Genomic DNA, 15,803 nt, shown 5'->3' on the forward strand with positions numbered 1-15,803 from the left:
GATCTCTCATCCATTACAACGTTTCTTTACGATACTTATTCGTATCGTGGTCCACTGTAGACAAGAACCTTAAGCCGAAGAAACAACGAAAACATAAAGGAAAAGCTAAAAAAGGAAAGAAGAAAGGCGAGAAGGCTCCGACGACTACACCAACAGAGTTCAGCGACTCATCACTTGGATGATCCGCCTCAGTGGATTCACCTTATTGCGTGCCTCCGGCCCCTGTCCCCATGGATTGAGGTCAAACACAATTCCCTCACCTTGCTGTTCGGATTGTTGTTTATCCGACTTACTGAGCAGTGCCTTTACCTTCTCATTCAGACTGGCAAAGGTCGAATCATCTAATACTGTGCCCATTCCTTTAACCGCAGCTACGATGGACGAAATCTCTCCAAACGTTAAATACTGACGAGAAATGGTGTACTGTTTCATGATCTCAAAGCCGCCCGACGTTCCTTGATGGGCAAAGACGGGTATGCCGGATTGGCTTAACGTATCCATATCCCGACATATGGTTTTTATCGAAACTTCAAAACGTTCGGCCAATTCCTTCGCACTCACACGCTCTCGGTTAAGCAGCAGTACGGTCATGGCCAGCAAACGATCTATTTTCAAGAGTATCCAACTTTCTATGTGGGGCTCATCGAACTAAATGTGATATCTACAATTTTCCCGCTCTCCACAAAGCCTATTTTACGATAAACGTTATTGGAATCTGGATTTTTCAGATCCGCATACAGCATCGGCGTGCGCTGTTCCTGCTCTAGTATGGAGCATAATTGCGCGACCTCATTCTGGCTATATAAGAATGGGGTTGTTCTATGTCCACACAAGCATAAAAGGCTGGCCCTAAGCAGCTTTACTTGCGCTTAGGACCAACCTTTTATGGGACTGCTGCTATTTCACATTAATTTTCATTATGCTGCTCTCGGTCACTCCGCTATCATTTAATAGCTCAACCTTGTATTCATAGATGCCGGCTGCGCGGCCTGTAATGCTCGTGAACGCGGATTGCGCGGTCGGTGATTTGGCTGTTAAAGTCTGCGTATCGATAAGCACGTTGTTCTCATAGAGACGGTAGGTGGTGCCGTTCGTTCCCCACCACATGTTCATCGTTATTTTATAATCACCATTTCCATCCCAGTTATCGTTAGATAATACCGGCTTTGCGGGAGAAGCATCCTTCACCTGCACCGTATGAGTTCCGCTGGTCGTTGTACCAAAGGAATTAATCAACTCACTAGTGTAGACGTAGGTGCCGTTTGGCTTGCCCGTAATATTTGTTGACGCTGTTTGATCGGAAGGTGACTTATCAGTTAGCACCTGTGTGTCAATCAACACTCCATCCGCATACAGCTTGTAAATAGATCCATTATTTCCGTACCACATGTTCATCGTCACTTTATAGCTGCCATCCAGCAGACCATTATCGTGACCATTGTTATTGGACAATACAGGCTTGCCTGGAGCAGCCGTTGCTTTCTCTGCACCCGTTACATAAATCGCAACGGATTTCACCGACTCAAGACCTTCATTATTTACAGCTTTCGCGGTAAACGTATGAATCCCAGTAAGACCGGTCAGGGATAGCTGGCTTCCATTCACAATAGGTGCTCCGTCGAAGGTTAGCTCTAGACTGCGAATGCCAGACTCAAGATCCTCCGCCGTTACTTGCACTGTGTAAACATCGGTATTTTTAAGTTGCTGCGGTGGCAGTCCGGTAATAACCGGTGCTGTCGTATCCTCAACCTGCTGCGGTTCGCCAATATATTTGATTTTTGGTGCAGCAGGCTCCTCCATGTCAGCTCCGAGATAGAAGCTCGTATGAGGCGGTTGATTGTAAGCTACGTTCTGCCAAGCAACGCCCAACCGATAGATTGGATCATGCATTAACGTGCGAATGCGATGTTCAGTGACATTCGTTGTTGTATAGATCCGTAGCTCAGAGCTGTCGTCCGAACGCCACATGATTTCCTCACGCCAGTCACCGAACAAATCGGCCTGCAGACTTGGGTTCGCTTTTGTCCCATTATTGGAGGAAGTACCTGTGGCGGTCAATAAATTAACCGTCGTTTCATTGGTATAATCCCATTTATCAATTCGGTTATAGTTCGCAAGCTCACGCAGCAGATCGCCATCCCACCATACAGCGAAATTCGTCGATGACGGAATATTCGTCGTAATTAGCTCACCGCGCGCATTGTATAGGCCAGTAATCGGAATATGCTGCTCATTCGTGATCGTTGCTGACCACGCTTCTTCGCCTACGTGATTCGGATCGATATCAGCTGTTAAACCACGGCCCGTATCGATACCTGTATACACACCCCAAAGGATTTCACCCGTAGCCGCATCGCGCATTTCCATCCCATATTTGGAGTCTGTATGCTCATGAACATCAAACAACTCTAAGCCCGGTCTTGTTGGATCAAGATCCCCAAGATGCATCGCATCTCCGTGACCAAGCCCTGTATTGTACAGCGGCTTGCCATCATCATCGATCGCCATTGCACCGAATGAGATTTCATCCTTGCCATCATTATCTACATCGGCAATGGACAAGTTATGATTACCCTGTCCAGCGTATGCTCCATAGCCTTCATCATTCGAGTCAAACGTCCACCGTGGTGTCAGTTCGCCATCCCGATAATCATAAGCGGTCAGAACAGTTCTCGTATAATAGCCCCGGCTGAAAATAACGCTAGGATTCTCGCCATCCAAATAAGCGACACCAGCTAAGAAACGGTCTACTCGGTTCCCGTATGCATCGCCCCAAGCGCCAACGTCACCGCGCGGCGGATTAAAGGTAACCGTATCAAGTTCTCCGCCAGTCAGACCTTCAAATACAGTCAAATACTCATTGCCAAGCAGCACATAACCGCTGCTGTTGCGATGATCGGCGCTTGCGTCACCGATAACCTTGCCTTTGCCGTCAATTGTACCGTCCGCTGTCTTGAACGTTACTTCTGCGCGTCCATCTCCGTCCAGATCATACACCATAAATTGCGTATAGTGAGCTCCTGCACGAATGTTTGGACCGAGATTAATACGCCACAAGCGTGTTCCATCCATCTCGTAAGCATCCATATAAACGGTGCCTGTATAGCCAGCTTGTGAATTGTCCTTACTATTCGAAGGGGACCACAGCAGTACGACCTCATATTGACCGTCACCATCCAAATCTCCTACGCTCGCATCACCCGCGCTGTACGAATACAGCTGGCCGTCCTTCGTATAGCCATCCGCTGGCTTCTGAAGTGGAATGGACAAATATTGCTGCTGCCACACACCAAATGCTTCAGATGCTGACTTCTCCACACCATTCAAGACGGAAGTTAGCGTGTAAGTGGATAGGTTGGTTCCTTCCGCATCCACGTAATTCGTACTGTTCGTAATAAGCGCCGTGTTTATTTTCACACCGTCACGGTATAGGTTAAATCCGATCGCCGAAGGGTCTAGGCCCAACAATCTCCAGCTAACGTAGTTACCTGTGTCCTGCTTCACGGCAACAGGCGCGCGATCCAAATATTCCATATTACGATACAGCGTCGTTACCGCTGGTGTCTCCAAGCTTGTCGATTGCTCAGAAATACCACCCGCGTTAACCGCAGCTACTTTGTAATAGTAGGAAATGGTCGTAAGCACCGTTGTATCGGTAAAAGATGCCTCGGTCGATTTGCCGATGAGCGTATACACGCCATCCGCCGTATTAGCGCGATAAATATTGTACATTCTCGCATTTCCACTTACGTTCCACGTGAACGTAATATCGTTTTTGTTCGTTGATTGCACCGTCAATCCTGTTGGCACAGCGGCCTTAGCTACATTGAGGTCAATCATCGAAACGAGCAGCTCGTTAGATGTAACCGATTCGAAACCGGTGTTTTCAACTGCTGTAACGGTATAAACATACTCCAAGCCAACATCTGCTGTCGTATCGGTAAATGTCGTATCCGTCGTTGCAGCAAGTAGCTCTGCACTGCTGGCGACAGTCGCTTTCCGATATACGCGATAGCTGGCTGCACCGTCCACGGCTCCCCATGTAAAGGCTGCTGATATTGGATCTGTATCCAATTGAAGACTGGTCAGCGATAAATTCGTTGGTGCAAGCATAAGCGGTGTAATCTCAAGGCCATTCAGATGCGCTGTTGTTCCACTAAAAGTGAAATTCATCTGTCCGTCCTTAACCGCGATCTGGTTAAACACCTTTTCTGCTATATTGCCTTTACCAGATGAGATTGTTCCATAATCCTTACCTTCAATGCTGACGTTCGTTTTTGTCGAGCCGATCCAGTCACCCGTATAGGATTTGACCGAATAATAGCCGTTCGGTAGATCAACTTTGAACTCGTAGGAACCAGCGAAATACGCGACAAAATCTCTTCGAAGCGCGTCTGTAGCTGTTCCTCGATCACGGTCAATCATGTCCGCGCTTGAAGTAAGTCCATAACCAAGCTCACGCGTATAAATAACGCTGCGCGTTACTTCCGTATAACCAGCAGCGACAGGAGCCCCTACCGGACCGAAGTCAAAACGGTATTGCGCTGATTTGGTCGAAATGGACACCACATTCGATGGCTCCGATTCCCCCAGACCATTAACAGCTGTAACACGCACGGCGTAAGACTGTCCTTCCGTCATGCCGCCAATCGTAAGTGTCGGAATGATTGCCGTTCCGATCATGGCATAAGCCGAATCCGGCTCCGAGGCCAGCTTCCGGTATATTTTATAAATATCAGTGCCTTCTGAAGCCGTCCACTGCAGCACCGCTCCCGCGTTGCTGACACTGCCTGCTACCAAGCCTGTCGGCTTTGCAGGTACTGCACTCGGCTGCTCAATTTCTTTAACGAAATCAGCTAATCCCGTATCCAGCTGCTCAATACCGCCCGCAAGAAGACGAGCAAGCTGAATCGCTCCATATTCTTGGAAATGAGTGTTGTCTGCAGAGCCATTCGGGAACGCTCCATAAATACCAGACTCTAAATGAAGAAATACCGATAATGTTGCTTGAGCGCCTATCGAATCATAATAAGCTACGCTGAGCGTGCTAAGATCGACTAAATCTACATCAAGCTCAGCCGCCACTTCCTTCATCGCTTTCACGTATTCTGGGAAGCTCACGTTAAATTTACCCGTGTCACCATTAAAGTCTCTGCGCCCCATTGGCGTTACCAGAATAGGCACAGCGCCCCGCTGCCTCGTGCCGTTTACGTATGTTTTTAAGTAATTTTTGTAGTCGGCTGGCGATGCGTAGCGATCTGGTACGCTGATGGTCGCATCGTTATGGCCGAATTGAACAAGGAAATAATCGCCTGGCTTAATCGCACGGAAAACCTCATCCAGACGTCCTTCGACAATAAAGGATTTGGAGCTGCGACCGCCGATCGCGTGATTCTTGAACGTTACATCATTGCTGAAAAACTTCGGCAGCATTTGACCCCAGCCAGCCTGTGGCTCCCAGTAAGCATCATAGGTTTGTACAGTTGAGTCACCCGCCAAATACACCGTAGGAAGCTCACCTGCTTGACGGCCCTGCTGCTTCGTAATGATTAACGCATTAATTTTCGGAGCTGATCCTGCAAAATCCAAATTCAACTGACCGTCAACCAAGGCAATTTGGAAGTCCATTTCTAGAAACTGTCCTGCCGCTTTGCTCGTTAGCTGCACCTTCTGAATCGTCTCTACCTTAATCGCGATTTCCGATGCTTCCGTACTGTCGCCTGCAATAAGCGACACGGTGTAATCACCATTTGGCAAATCTACTTTAAAGGTCGTATCCTTCGGCATTGCAAAGTCCGATCTTAAAGCATCCGAGGTTCCTCGGTCGCCTAAACTCACTTTAGAAATATCCGTGAAGCCGTATTTCTGCGTTCCCGAGTAAGCAGTAGCAGAGGTTACTCGTGTATAACCATCCGCTAAAGCGCCCGAGCCAAAGTCAAACCGCTGAACGTCACCCTCAGGCAATGGACTTGGTGCTGTGTCGAATACGCTGCTCTCCACCGTATTCGACACAGCAGATTCACCGCGCTGATTATAAGCTGTCACTTGATAAAAGTGTGCAGACGAAGTGTCCGCGCTTGTATCTGTATAGGCTGGTGTGCTGGATTGCCCAATGACAGTGAAGGGTCCGTTTGCTGTAGCGGAACGCAGCACATTATAGCCGGTTGCTCCTTCTGTAACTGTCCAGCCCAACTTTATCGAAGCGGCCTGCACATCGCTGACGCTGAGACCTGTCGGCGCTGAAGGTACTTCAAGCTGTGGAATATCAGCCGCTATTACTGATTGACTCGGCGCCGACTCTAAGCCAGCTGCACTTCTAGCTGTCACGTAGTAGTTGTAGCTGCTACCCTTCGTTACGTTCGTATCAACATACTTTGTTTCCGTCGATTGCCCAAGCAGTGCGTGAGAGCCGCCTCCCTCTCCTCTATATACGCTGTAGGACACCGTATTTGCCACGCTGCTCCACTCCAGCGAGACGTCATTAGGCGTAACGCGAGTAACCGCGAGGCCTGCTGGCGCATCTGGCAGCAGCATAACCTGCTCAATGACGAGGCCATTCAGATAGGCATAGCCCGTCGTTGCCGATAAGTCAACCGTCAGTTGACCGTCATTGACCGTTGTGCGATAGGTTGCTTGAGCAACGGCTTGGCGAGTCGAGATCGTACCTGCCGCTGCACCTTCCAAAGCGACATTCGTCTTGGTCGTGCTGGTGCCTGTAAGCAGATCACCAGAATAAACCGTTACGTCATACTCTCCGTTCGGAATATCCGCTGAGAATGTGAAAGATCCGCCAAGTACAAAATCATTGGTCATATCGTTGCCGCCGGTCCGATTCCGTGATGCCAGCGCCATGCTTAGACCATAACCAGCTTCCGCTGTATAGAGCTGCGTTTCTTTAACCGCTGTATATCCAGGCAATACCGGACTTGTCGCCGTGCCAAAATCATATTTTTTCACAAACTGCTCTGCGTTGGCACTTACACTCTGTGTACCAAACGGCAAAGATGGCAGGACAGTGGAACATATAATGGCTGCCGCCAAAAACAACATAGATAGACGTTTCTTATTTCTTCGCATATAACGGTAATCCCCCGCTTTCATGAAATGAAATACATCGTTTAGTCTCACCAAGGTGTAGTAAGCGTTTACATTTCGCTTCACACATGTACGTGATTTGTTGTTATTTGCAGATCGACACATCCCTTCCTCGTGAAAATATTCGATTGAAATTTCCCCAAATGTTCTCTCCCACTCGATACTACAGCTGAATGGAAAATAGTAACATCCAAAAAACCGTCATTTATTATGAAAAATCAGCTATTTTTACGACTGTCCCAAACTAACTAGGTCGTTACAACTACACGCAAACCTCTTGCGCAGGTCTTTAGTGGCAAAAGCTGATTTTGGTGTTGAAGTGGACAGCGCTTCGGAAGATATGTTTCAATTTGGTAATAGGAATAGCAGACGTATTAGACGAGCCGATTTATTTATCATTTGAAGAGAACCAATAGAGAGATCACAGAGGAGTAAAGTCACTTGCAGCAATTAGCTAAAGCGTTGAGTTTATATCAGGAAATTACGGTTTACGAGGCAGCCCAGCTATATGGAAAAATAGGAAAGTTTCGGTTTTTGCAGTTTTCAGATGATGCTGTTCAAGGTGCCATTGACTTGAAGGACCCGAAACGCATCGTCCTAGAATATCCGCGGGCAATCATCCATTTGATGGAGTGTAACTATACGTCGTTCGAGAGGGCGTTTATTATCGAGTACGGAATTGGGAAGCTCAGCGCAAGAGGATCTATTATTCTGAATTTGATGGGGAATGTTAAAAACAACACCTTAATCAACGCGATCTATACGACTCTTAGAGAAACTTATTCTTACTCAACGGCTTTCGCGCTGCCGAGCAAGGATGCTTCCGACATACGGACGAAAAGAAAGGCGAGAAGGCTCCGACCACTACACCAGCCAGAGTTCAGCAACTCGTCACTTGGATGATCCGCCACACGGACAAGAAAACCTCTTTGCCTGCTGATCGACTTTTTGACTTCTTTCAGTCTCAAGTTACCGATTTGATTATTGCACTTGGATCGATCTCGTCTCTGTACATAATCTCTGTGATATCTATTGTCATATCAAAGGTAACTCAATCATCATTGATTGGATTGACGTAGATTCTGAATCTTCTAGCCTTATAAAAATATGAATCTAGATCTAATCCCTCAGAACCTTAACCATCCACGGAAACTTCTGGCAGCATAATAAGATTCTGCTCCATTGTGGTACATAAACACTGTATCGTATCGACGATCACAGAATATAGCCCCGCCTAGCTTTCTAATGTGTTCAGGTGTTTGCACCCAACTCGATGTTTTAGTATCGAAACTGCCTAGTTTCTGCAGATCTCGATATTGTTCTTCTGTTAAAATCACAATTCCCATTTCATTAGCCATATCCATAGCGCTGTTTTTTGGCTTGTGTTCCTTCCTAGATTCCAGTGCTTCGCGGTCGTAACAAATACTTCTACGACCCTTAGGACTTTCCGCTGAACAATCATACATAATGTATTCGTCCTTCTCAGTCTCATGACCGACAACATCTGGCTCACCACCGGTTTGTTCCATTGCATGAAGCGACCACAATTTTTCAGCATTCGCTTCTAGTTTTGCTTGTACGTGAGCCCATTCCATTCCTTCATGGCGATTCATATTTTTCTCGAAACGGGCTTGCAATATTTTGAGTAGTTCTTCTTGTTGTTCTGGTAACAACGTTTTATTTTCATTTATCATCCTAATTCTCCTCATATTCGGTATTTTTTTAAACAATTACAATATCCGTGCTTACTCATTGTATTCATGTTTCGCTTATTCCTCAGTATTCGCGTATATCGTTAATTATCGTCTGTAACCCTTAATTTTACTACTTGAATCAATTTCATAATGTATCAATTTTAATTTGAATAGGCGAAGATTAGATTTCTATCGTCATCGCGTAAAACTCTCTATAGGTTGTGGGGGTTATCTTCTCATATTCCATAAACCTTTTATTGAAATAGCTGACACTTGGGTAGCCCGATTCATTCGCGATTTGACCGATTGAGCAATCACGGCGCTCCAGCAGCCATTGCTTGGCGATTTGCAGTCTACATCTTGTAATAAACTCCATTGGTGTAATCGACATGGTCTGTTTGAATAACTTGCAGAAATAGTGAGGGCTGACATCCGCTTTGCTTGACCAATATTCGAGCAGAAAAGGTTCAGTAGCAGAAGATTGCATATCAGGAAGCAAATCCAATATCTTTTTATTCGTTCCCCCTTGCTTCCGCTCCGTTAAAGGAATGGCTTGCTCAATAAAATTAACAACTAATGCGTACGTCCTAGCAGATAATTGTGTCGGGTTAAGCATTAGATTGGTTTCTGCCTCTAGCATCAATTCGTCATGTAGTTTAATCCAAAGCTCGGTTTGCTTTAATGTCCACAGTTGTCCGGGTTTCATGTTATTACTTAGTAAATACTCTTTCAGCTTATCTCCATAAAAGTGAATCCAACGAATATTCCAAGGCTGATCCTTACTTGAATAGTAAATTTGCTCTTGTTGAGGATAGTAAATAACAGCATCTCCCGGACCGAGAATATGCTCTACACCATTTAGCTTAACAAAACCATAGCCTGATTCGACAACATGAATATTATAACTAGCCATTTGATTGGGCTTACGCTGTACAATGTGATCAGGCTCTGAGATGTAATGACCAACGGACTCAGGATAGATGAAATAAATATTTTCAGATAGTGTAACCATATGAAATTGACGCCGCAAATCAATTCACCTCGATGACAATTTTGTTTTATTTCTATACAAAATAATATCATTTTAATTTCAATGTACTGCAAGTATAATCACAATATACTACTAATCAAGGAGTGAATCAATTGTCTGATTACAAGCTCAAATGGGGAGTTTTAGGGAGTGCTCGAATTGCAGTTAATTCAGTTATTCCAGGTATTCTTCAATCACATTTCAATGAAGTGGTTGCTGTTGCAAGCAGAGATTTAGAAAAAGCACAAGAAACTGCCGTGAAGTTTCAAATTCCGAAAACTTACGGTTCATATGAACAATTACTACAGGATCCCGATATCGATGCTGTTTATATACCACTACCCAATCATTTGCACTATGAATGGACGATTAAGGCAATCCAAGCAGGAAAGCATGTCTTATGCGAAAAACCGTTAGCATTAAATGCAGAAGAAGCAGAGCGAATGGTACAGGCTGCAAAGGAAGCAGGAGTTATATTAGCAGAAGCATTTATGTATCGTTATCATCCGAGATACACCCAACTTAAGCAAATTATTGATAGTGGAGAAATCGGTGAAGTTAGAGGAATTCGCAGTGCATTTACTTTCAATAATGCCAATGATTTGAACAATGTACGTTATCGAAAGGAAATGGGCGGCGGAGCTATTTACGATGTTGGTTGCTATCCGATCACTGCTGCGAGATTGCTGCTAGGAAAAGAACCAGAGGCAGTTACAGTCCAAGCTCAGTTTTCCAGTGCTCATGATGATGTAGATATGATGGCTGCGGGCTTAATTGAATTTGAAGGCGGTATCTCGTTGCAATTTGACTGCGGCATGTGGTCAGATTTCCGTAACCCGCTTGAGGTGCTAGGTTCCGAGGGAATCATTGAAGTTCCTTCCGCATTTGTAACACCAACTGAAGAAAGTGGTCATTTCTATGTCATTAAATCCGGCGAGAAAAACAAAGTATCTGTACCGTTTCTAAATGCATATTCATTGCAAGCGGATGCCTTTGCGCAAGCAGTTCTTCAAGGGAAGCCACTACCGTTTGCTGCAGTAGATGCGGTTTACAATATGAAGATTATTGATGCTTGTATCGCATCGGCAACGAAAAGAACGAGAATAGAACTTAGCGAATAGGGGTGTTTACAATGGAATATATACAAATTGCAGGATGCCGTAAGCCAGTCTCACGATTGATGAAGGGTACTGATTATTTTGTCCATGACAGCTATGAGCTTGTGCAAAATAATATGGATGCTTTTATTGCAATTGGTGGCAATTCTTTGGATACTGCACATATATATTGCGGTGGTCAAAGTGAAGAAGTGATTGGTAGATATTTAGAGGACCGAGGAAATAGAGATGAATTAGTAATCTTGACCAAAGGTGCGCATCATGATCAACATGGGCCACGATTAGCTAAAAAAGATATTGCCTATGATCTTTCACTTAGCTTGGAAAGATTACGAACAAACTACATTGATCTCTACGCTCTGCACCGTGATGATCCCAATACACCCGTAGAACATATTATTGATGCATTAAATGAATATATAGAGGCTGGCACAGTGCAAGCGATTGGCACTTCGAATTGGACTTGGCAGCGCATACAAGAAGCCAATGACTATGCCCAACGTGCGGGCTTAACTGGTTTTACTTTCAACAGCCCTAACTTAAGTCTTGCCAAAGCAAATGAGCCGTTCTGGAAAGGTTGTGTTTCCACAGATGAAGAAACCTGTAAATGGCATGAAGAAGTTCAAATGCCTTTACTTTCATGGTCTTCACAAGCTAGAGGCTTTTTTACAGGTCTGTTCACACCAGAAAATCGAGAAAATGCCGATTTGGTCCGTGTATTTTATAGTGATGCTAATTGGGAGCGTCTAAGAAGAGCCAAGCAGCTTGGGGAACAAAAAGGTCTGACTGCTATACAAATTGCTCTTGCCTATGTGATAAATCAGCCATTTCCAACTTGTGCATTGATTGGAGCACGCAGTGAAGCGGAGCTGTCATCTTGCAACGAAGGCGCAATAACTAAACTGACGAAGGCAGAAATGGACTGGCTTGATCTAACAGCGGATCATAAACAATAATTGAAATAATAATACTCACCGTCAACTGCATCTGAAGAAATCGAAGATACAGTTGACGGTGATTTTTACTGTTATATATTGAACAAGGCGGCGATGAATTCGAATTCTGAATTACTAAACTTCCCTTCACATAACTAACTTTCCTCTTTGCTAATCTCTATGTTCTTAGATAATACCCCTATAAAATAAAAATGCCCACTTGAGACATACCCATTCCGATCTAAAAATAAAACCTCATTTATTAATACATTTGTATCCATTCGTTCAATTGTCCCTTCAAGGATTCACGCACAGATTTCAGTTCTAATGTCTCTGCCGCAGAACCATATTGTAGGATCCATCTGATCCATCATACGCGGATCTATTTTGCACTCTGTCGTCTCATTTCATGATGGTACGGATATTAACATCACATTTCAATGCAAGTTCAGCTGCAGAATTTCCTGGATTCGCCTGAATTGCGTTGATGATACTAAAGATACGAATGACTTTATCGATCATTTCAACTCTCCTCATATATATATCTATGAGGCTAGCATTCGAAACAATTTGGAATTCACCTCTTATTGATCTACCATTAAGTATTCAACAGCATTTCTTGCTTAAAAGTACCATCCTCTTGTCTCATGGAAAAACCTCCAAATTGGAGGTGAAAGATTGATTTATTTTCATAACGTATTAAGTCGTAGTTCATAAAAATACTGCACAATCGGATGCTTTAACTTCATCTTCTCGGACATGTTTAAAATCCGCTTTTTTCCAACTCGTCTGTCCACCAAAGCTAGAATATTCAATAAAATATCATTGCTCTCTAAGCTATCCTCTATTGAAGTGGATAAATATTTAGTAGCCACAACGTTAAAGTTAGATTTACATAATGATGACTGTGCTGACAAAAGCTCTTTTGCATATTCTGATATTTTTCTACTTCTAGCAATTACTATTAGACGATCCTCCGGAACGATTCCCTTAGTATCTTGTCTGACCGCTTCAACTTCTTCATTGTTGATCGGAATTTGAATATTTGAATCATTCTTAATTTCTAGATCCGTCTGATACCATCTGATTAAGGTCGTATCTCTCATATTGAGTACGTTCTTTTTATCTACGGCAATATAACAAATCCCTGCTTTATCAGGTAAATAACGGTAGCTGGTTGCCGTGTATTCGACCCTTCCATTTAACGCAGGACTGAGAAAACTCTCTAACTGTTGCTTCAATTTGCTCCAGGACATGTAATCCTCCTATGTTTTATATTATAAATACCTATTGAGGCAGTCATTCTATTATCCATCATACAATAACCAACACAGCGATCATACTAAATCCAAGTAACGTTGAGATTCTCAATTTTCTTCTGAATAGGCTTATAAACGTAGTAGTTCATATTAGTTAAATTAACAATACCCAATCCTCGCTCCTCTATGTTCGAGTATATATTCGCATGAAAAAACCTCCACCGCTGTGGGGAGAGGTCAACATAATGCTTGCTATCCATTAGAACAAATTCTAGAGTCATCTCTATCATTTTTTTGGATGGGGTACTTTTTCTAAAAATGTTTACGACTTTGAATTGTTAAGACAGTAGCTCCACATGTTCTTATTTCACTTTTTTTTGAAAAAGGCCGATTAACATAAGGTCAGTATGCTTAGCATTCATAAATATTTCGTCTTTTCCGTCGATTTGATATGGAAAGAAACTTGAGGTATCGGGATTCTCTTATCCATCATTGCAAAATTTTCCGAAATCATCAATGTAACGAATTCTTTCGAAGTTATGGTACAGAAATCCAAAATCTTTAAAACGTACTGCTTTTCTTCTTCATGATTACCATTCAACACATTGCCTATGCTGGTGTCGTAAATAAATTCAACTTCTTCCATTTTAACTATTAACTCTTTAGGATAGTTCATAAAAGAAAAGCCTGCTTTCTCAGCAGACCTTGTTGAATCATTTACATTTCAATGTCCCTCGCAATATATTACTACCACGCACTCCACATGTGTCGAGTATACAATAACGATGACGAATGAAGTCACTAATTCCTTGGTGTCATAGTGTTTAAAATACTCCATTTCAATTCACCGCATGCTCGATGTCGTGTTCTCATTGTTTTGTAAGCGCTATTCTAAAGCCAAGGTCATCTATCCTGAAATCAGGCATGCTTTTCCTTCTAATCGTAGAACCACAATTGTTTTCAACTTCAGCCCAACTGCCTCCTCGGAAGACTCTGTAGTTCCCATATCGTTCGGCATCATACAGATCCCAGCACCACTCCCAAACATTACCGATCATATCGTAAACACCCCATGGGTTAGGAAGCAGTTTTCCGACTTGATGAGCTGTTCCATTAGAGTTTTCTTGATACCATGCTATCTTATCAATTCTTTCATACCGATATCCCTTAGTTCCCGCTTTGCACACATACTGCCATTCAGCGTCTGATAGTAATCGAAAGCCATTCGCTTTATTGTTATATATAGTGTTCTCACTTTCATTTGAGATTGTGTAGCATTCAGTCCTGCCAAGTATTCTGGACAATGCGTTACAAAAGACAAGCGAATCCAACCACGAAACTTCCGTAATTGGCAAGTTATTCACATTCGGTTCTACTTCTTCATGCATGACAAATTGATACAAATGCTGTGTTACCGGATACTTCATTACATAGAAAGGTTCGATCGTTTCAGTCCATGTAATAACCTTTTTATCACTTCCTCTTCCAGGGTCTGATAAAGTGTAATCTGAACTAAGCCATTTATTCATATTAATATAATCACGTAATTCAACAGTCCCACCTTCTATTGGTACCATCATGTTCATTAACTCTTTTAGAAAACGCTCTCTATCACTTCCGTACTTCTTGATTGTCATATTGACCTCCTGTCTATTTCAATATTTCATCTACTTTACCATTATCGATGATTCGGTTCAGTGCGAATCCGTGGTAAAGCATCCCCGTAATTTATACTAGCAAGCCTGTTTATATTGTGGTATCTCTCATATACAACTAATACCTTAGAACCATAGTATCACAACTCATCTATTCTTTTCGAACCATCAATATTAGGCACTCCACATGTGTTGTATGCGGAAACATGTCACATTCAGCAGATCAGCCGATCAAGTGTAACTTTTATATTTAATTGAACAAGAATCTCAGCAAGCAATTTACATATAAAGCAACCTCCCACTAGATTAAAGGGAGGTTGTTTAGTCAGTCTTGATATGCACTTCCACGGCTACCTATCTTTAATACAAGGATGATAAATTTCATCTCTCATCTGATTAGGATCATCGAAGATCTGAATATCATATTCAAAATCATAGCTATCCGCATTCGCCGTACTTCGAATATTCAGTACATCATCGATCCAAGCTAGATATCCATCCGAGCCATTACATCTAAATTGCGAATCTAGCTTCATCTCGACTAACTTTGCACCTATCGACTTTGCATTCAGACGATGCGCTTCATCGACAATCAGGCAATCGAATTGATTGGCTTCACTCTCTGTGAAGACACCAGAACCTTTAAACAGGTTATCTATAAAAGACTTCTTATGCTCCTTCTGCAACACTCTTCTGCTCATCTATCATATATAATTCTTCTTTGCCCTTGATCATGCTTAATAATGCATCCAGAAGAGACTTGGAAGGTCTTAATTTCCCGTGATCTATTACTACCAATCCAAATGCAATCATTAAAGTAAGCGCTTCGTACCCTGTCATGGCGTCACCTCCTTGCTGGGAAATGAGCCGACATCCTTGAGTGCCGATGGCAGATAAAGATGATGGTTTCACATCGAAATATTCTATTATACGATAAAAAAATAACTGTTGTCAATTGAATATTGGAAATATATTAGGATATATGGTATTATATAATTATATGAATATTTAGATAAT

The 15,803-nt window shown here is 43.1% G+C and carries 13 protein-coding genes; 3 read left to right on the plus strand and 10 right to left on the minus strand.

The features are described 5' to 3' along the window. Positions 1–159 precede the first annotated feature (159 nt). Positions 160–615, minus strand: coding sequence for a helix-turn-helix transcriptional regulator (locus ACP8HI_RS11260; protein ID WP_438351164.1), 456 nt, complete (start codon positions 613–615; stop codon positions 160–162). Between the two features lie 282 nt (positions 616–897). Further along, positions 898–7,101 (minus strand): fibronectin type III domain-containing protein, encoded by a 6,204-nt coding sequence (locus ACP8HI_RS11265; RefSeq protein WP_438351165.1) that lies wholly within the window; start codon positions 7,099–7,101, stop codon positions 898–900. Between the two features lie 435 nt (positions 7,102–7,536). Here ACP8HI_RS11265 and ACP8HI_RS11270 point away from each other — a divergent pair, with 435 nt between their 5' ends. Beyond that, positions 7,537–7,998, plus strand: a complete 462-nt coding sequence (locus ACP8HI_RS11270; protein ID WP_438351166.1) for a hypothetical protein — start codon at positions 7,537–7,539, stop codon at positions 7,996–7,998. Positions 7,999–8,222: 224 nt separating this feature from the next. On the opposite strand, the gene ACP8HI_RS11275 is transcribed toward ACP8HI_RS11270, so the two are convergent. Then, the gene (locus tag ACP8HI_RS11275; protein WP_438351167.1) at positions 8,223–8,789 is read right to left on the minus strand and encodes a DUF4256 domain-containing protein; all 567 of its coding nucleotides are present in this window, start codon (positions 8,787–8,789) and stop codon (positions 8,223–8,225) included. Between the two features lie 181 nt (positions 8,790–8,970). Beyond that, positions 8,971–9,819 carry a helix-turn-helix domain-containing protein gene (locus ACP8HI_RS11280; RefSeq protein WP_438351168.1) on the minus strand — a complete coding sequence of 283 codons (849 nt, stop codon included), beginning with the start codon at positions 9,817–9,819 and terminating at the stop codon, positions 8,971–8,973. A 113-nt stretch (positions 9,820–9,932) separates the two neighbouring features. On the opposite strand from ACP8HI_RS11280, the gene ACP8HI_RS11285 reads away from it, so the two are divergent. Then, positions 9,933–10,940: a Gfo/Idh/MocA family oxidoreductase gene (locus ACP8HI_RS11285; RefSeq protein WP_438351169.1), complete on the plus strand. Its 1,008-nt coding sequence runs from the start codon at positions 9,933–9,935 to the stop codon at positions 10,938–10,940. Between the two features lie 11 nt (positions 10,941–10,951). Beyond that, positions 10,952–11,893, plus strand: a complete 942-nt coding sequence (locus tag ACP8HI_RS11290) for an aldo/keto reductase (RefSeq protein ID WP_438351170.1) — start codon at positions 10,952–10,954, stop codon at positions 11,891–11,893. Positions 11,894–12,274: 381 nt separating this feature from the next. On the opposite strand, the gene ACP8HI_RS11295 is transcribed toward ACP8HI_RS11290, so the two are convergent. The 6 genes from ACP8HI_RS11295 to ACP8HI_RS11320 form a co-directional block, all read right to left on the minus strand. After that, on the minus strand, positions 12,275–12,394 hold the full coding sequence (locus ACP8HI_RS11295) for a winged helix-turn-helix transcriptional regulator (RefSeq protein WP_438351171.1): 120 nt from the start codon (positions 12,392–12,394) through the stop codon (positions 12,275–12,277). Between the two features lie 167 nt (positions 12,395–12,561). Next, positions 12,562–13,128 (minus strand): SF0329 family protein, encoded by a 567-nt coding sequence (locus tag ACP8HI_RS11300; RefSeq protein ID WP_438351172.1) that lies wholly within the window; start codon positions 13,126–13,128, stop codon positions 12,562–12,564. A 421-nt stretch (positions 13,129–13,549) separates the two neighbouring features. Then, positions 13,550–13,807: a hypothetical protein gene (locus ACP8HI_RS11305; protein ID WP_438351173.1), complete on the minus strand. Its 258-nt coding sequence runs from the start codon at positions 13,805–13,807 to the stop codon at positions 13,550–13,552. 193 nt (positions 13,808–14,000) lie between these two features. Then, on the minus strand, positions 14,001–14,768 hold the full coding sequence (locus tag ACP8HI_RS11310; protein WP_438351174.1) for a formylglycine-generating enzyme family protein: 768 nt from the start codon (positions 14,766–14,768) through the stop codon (positions 14,001–14,003). Positions 14,769–15,136: 368 nt separating this feature from the next. Beyond that, positions 15,137–15,487, minus strand: a complete 351-nt coding sequence (locus ACP8HI_RS11315) for a DNA/RNA helicase domain-containing protein (RefSeq protein WP_438351175.1) — start codon at positions 15,485–15,487, stop codon at positions 15,137–15,139. Next, positions 15,456–15,626 carry a putative holin-like toxin gene (locus ACP8HI_RS11320; protein WP_438351176.1) on the minus strand — a complete coding sequence of 57 codons (171 nt, stop codon included), beginning with the start codon at positions 15,624–15,626 and terminating at the stop codon, positions 15,456–15,458. The genes ACP8HI_RS11315 and ACP8HI_RS11320 overlap by 32 nt, the downstream gene beginning before the upstream one ends. Between the last annotated feature and the right edge of the window lie 177 nt (positions 15,627–15,803).

The organism is Paenibacillus sp. FA6 (assembly GCF_051550225.1).
Lineage (GTDB): Bacteria > Bacillota > Bacilli > Paenibacillales > Paenibacillaceae > Paenibacillus_AQ.

What these genes read in the sequence shown, in the direction of transcription:
- ACP8HI_RS11265 (WP_438351165.1), bottom strand. Translation starts at nt 7,101, where the DNA reads ATGAAAGCGGGGGATTACCGTTATATGCGAAGAAATAAGAAACGTCTA.
- ACP8HI_RS11300 (WP_438351172.1), bottom strand. Translation starts at nt 13,128, where the DNA reads ATGTCCTGGAGCAAATTGAAGCAACAGTTAGAGAGTTTTCTCAGTCCT.
- ACP8HI_RS11275 (WP_438351167.1), bottom strand. Translation starts at nt 8,789, where the DNA reads ATGATAAATGAAAATAAAACGTTGTTACCAGAACAACAAGAAGAACTA.
- ACP8HI_RS11320 (WP_438351176.1), bottom strand. Translation starts at nt 15,626, where the DNA reads ATGACAGGGTACGAAGCGCTTACTTTAATGATTGCATTTGGATTGGTA.
- ACP8HI_RS11290 (WP_438351170.1), top strand. Translation starts at nt 10,952, where the DNA reads ATGGAATATATACAAATTGCAGGATGCCGTAAGCCAGTCTCACGATTG.
- ACP8HI_RS11295 (WP_438351171.1), bottom strand. Translation starts at nt 12,394, where the DNA reads ATGATCGATAAAGTCATTCGTATCTTTAGTATCATCAACGCAATTCAG.
- ACP8HI_RS11315 (WP_438351175.1), bottom strand. Translation starts at nt 15,487, where the DNA reads ATGAGCAGAAGAGTGTTGCAGAAGGAGCATAAGAAGTCTTTTATAGAT.
- ACP8HI_RS11310 (WP_438351174.1), bottom strand. Translation starts at nt 14,768, where the DNA reads ATGACAATCAAGAAGTACGGAAGTGATAGAGAGCGTTTTCTAAAAGAG.
- ACP8HI_RS11305 (WP_438351173.1), bottom strand. Translation starts at nt 13,807, where the DNA reads ATGAACTATCCTAAAGAGTTAATAGTTAAAATGGAAGAAGTTGAATTT.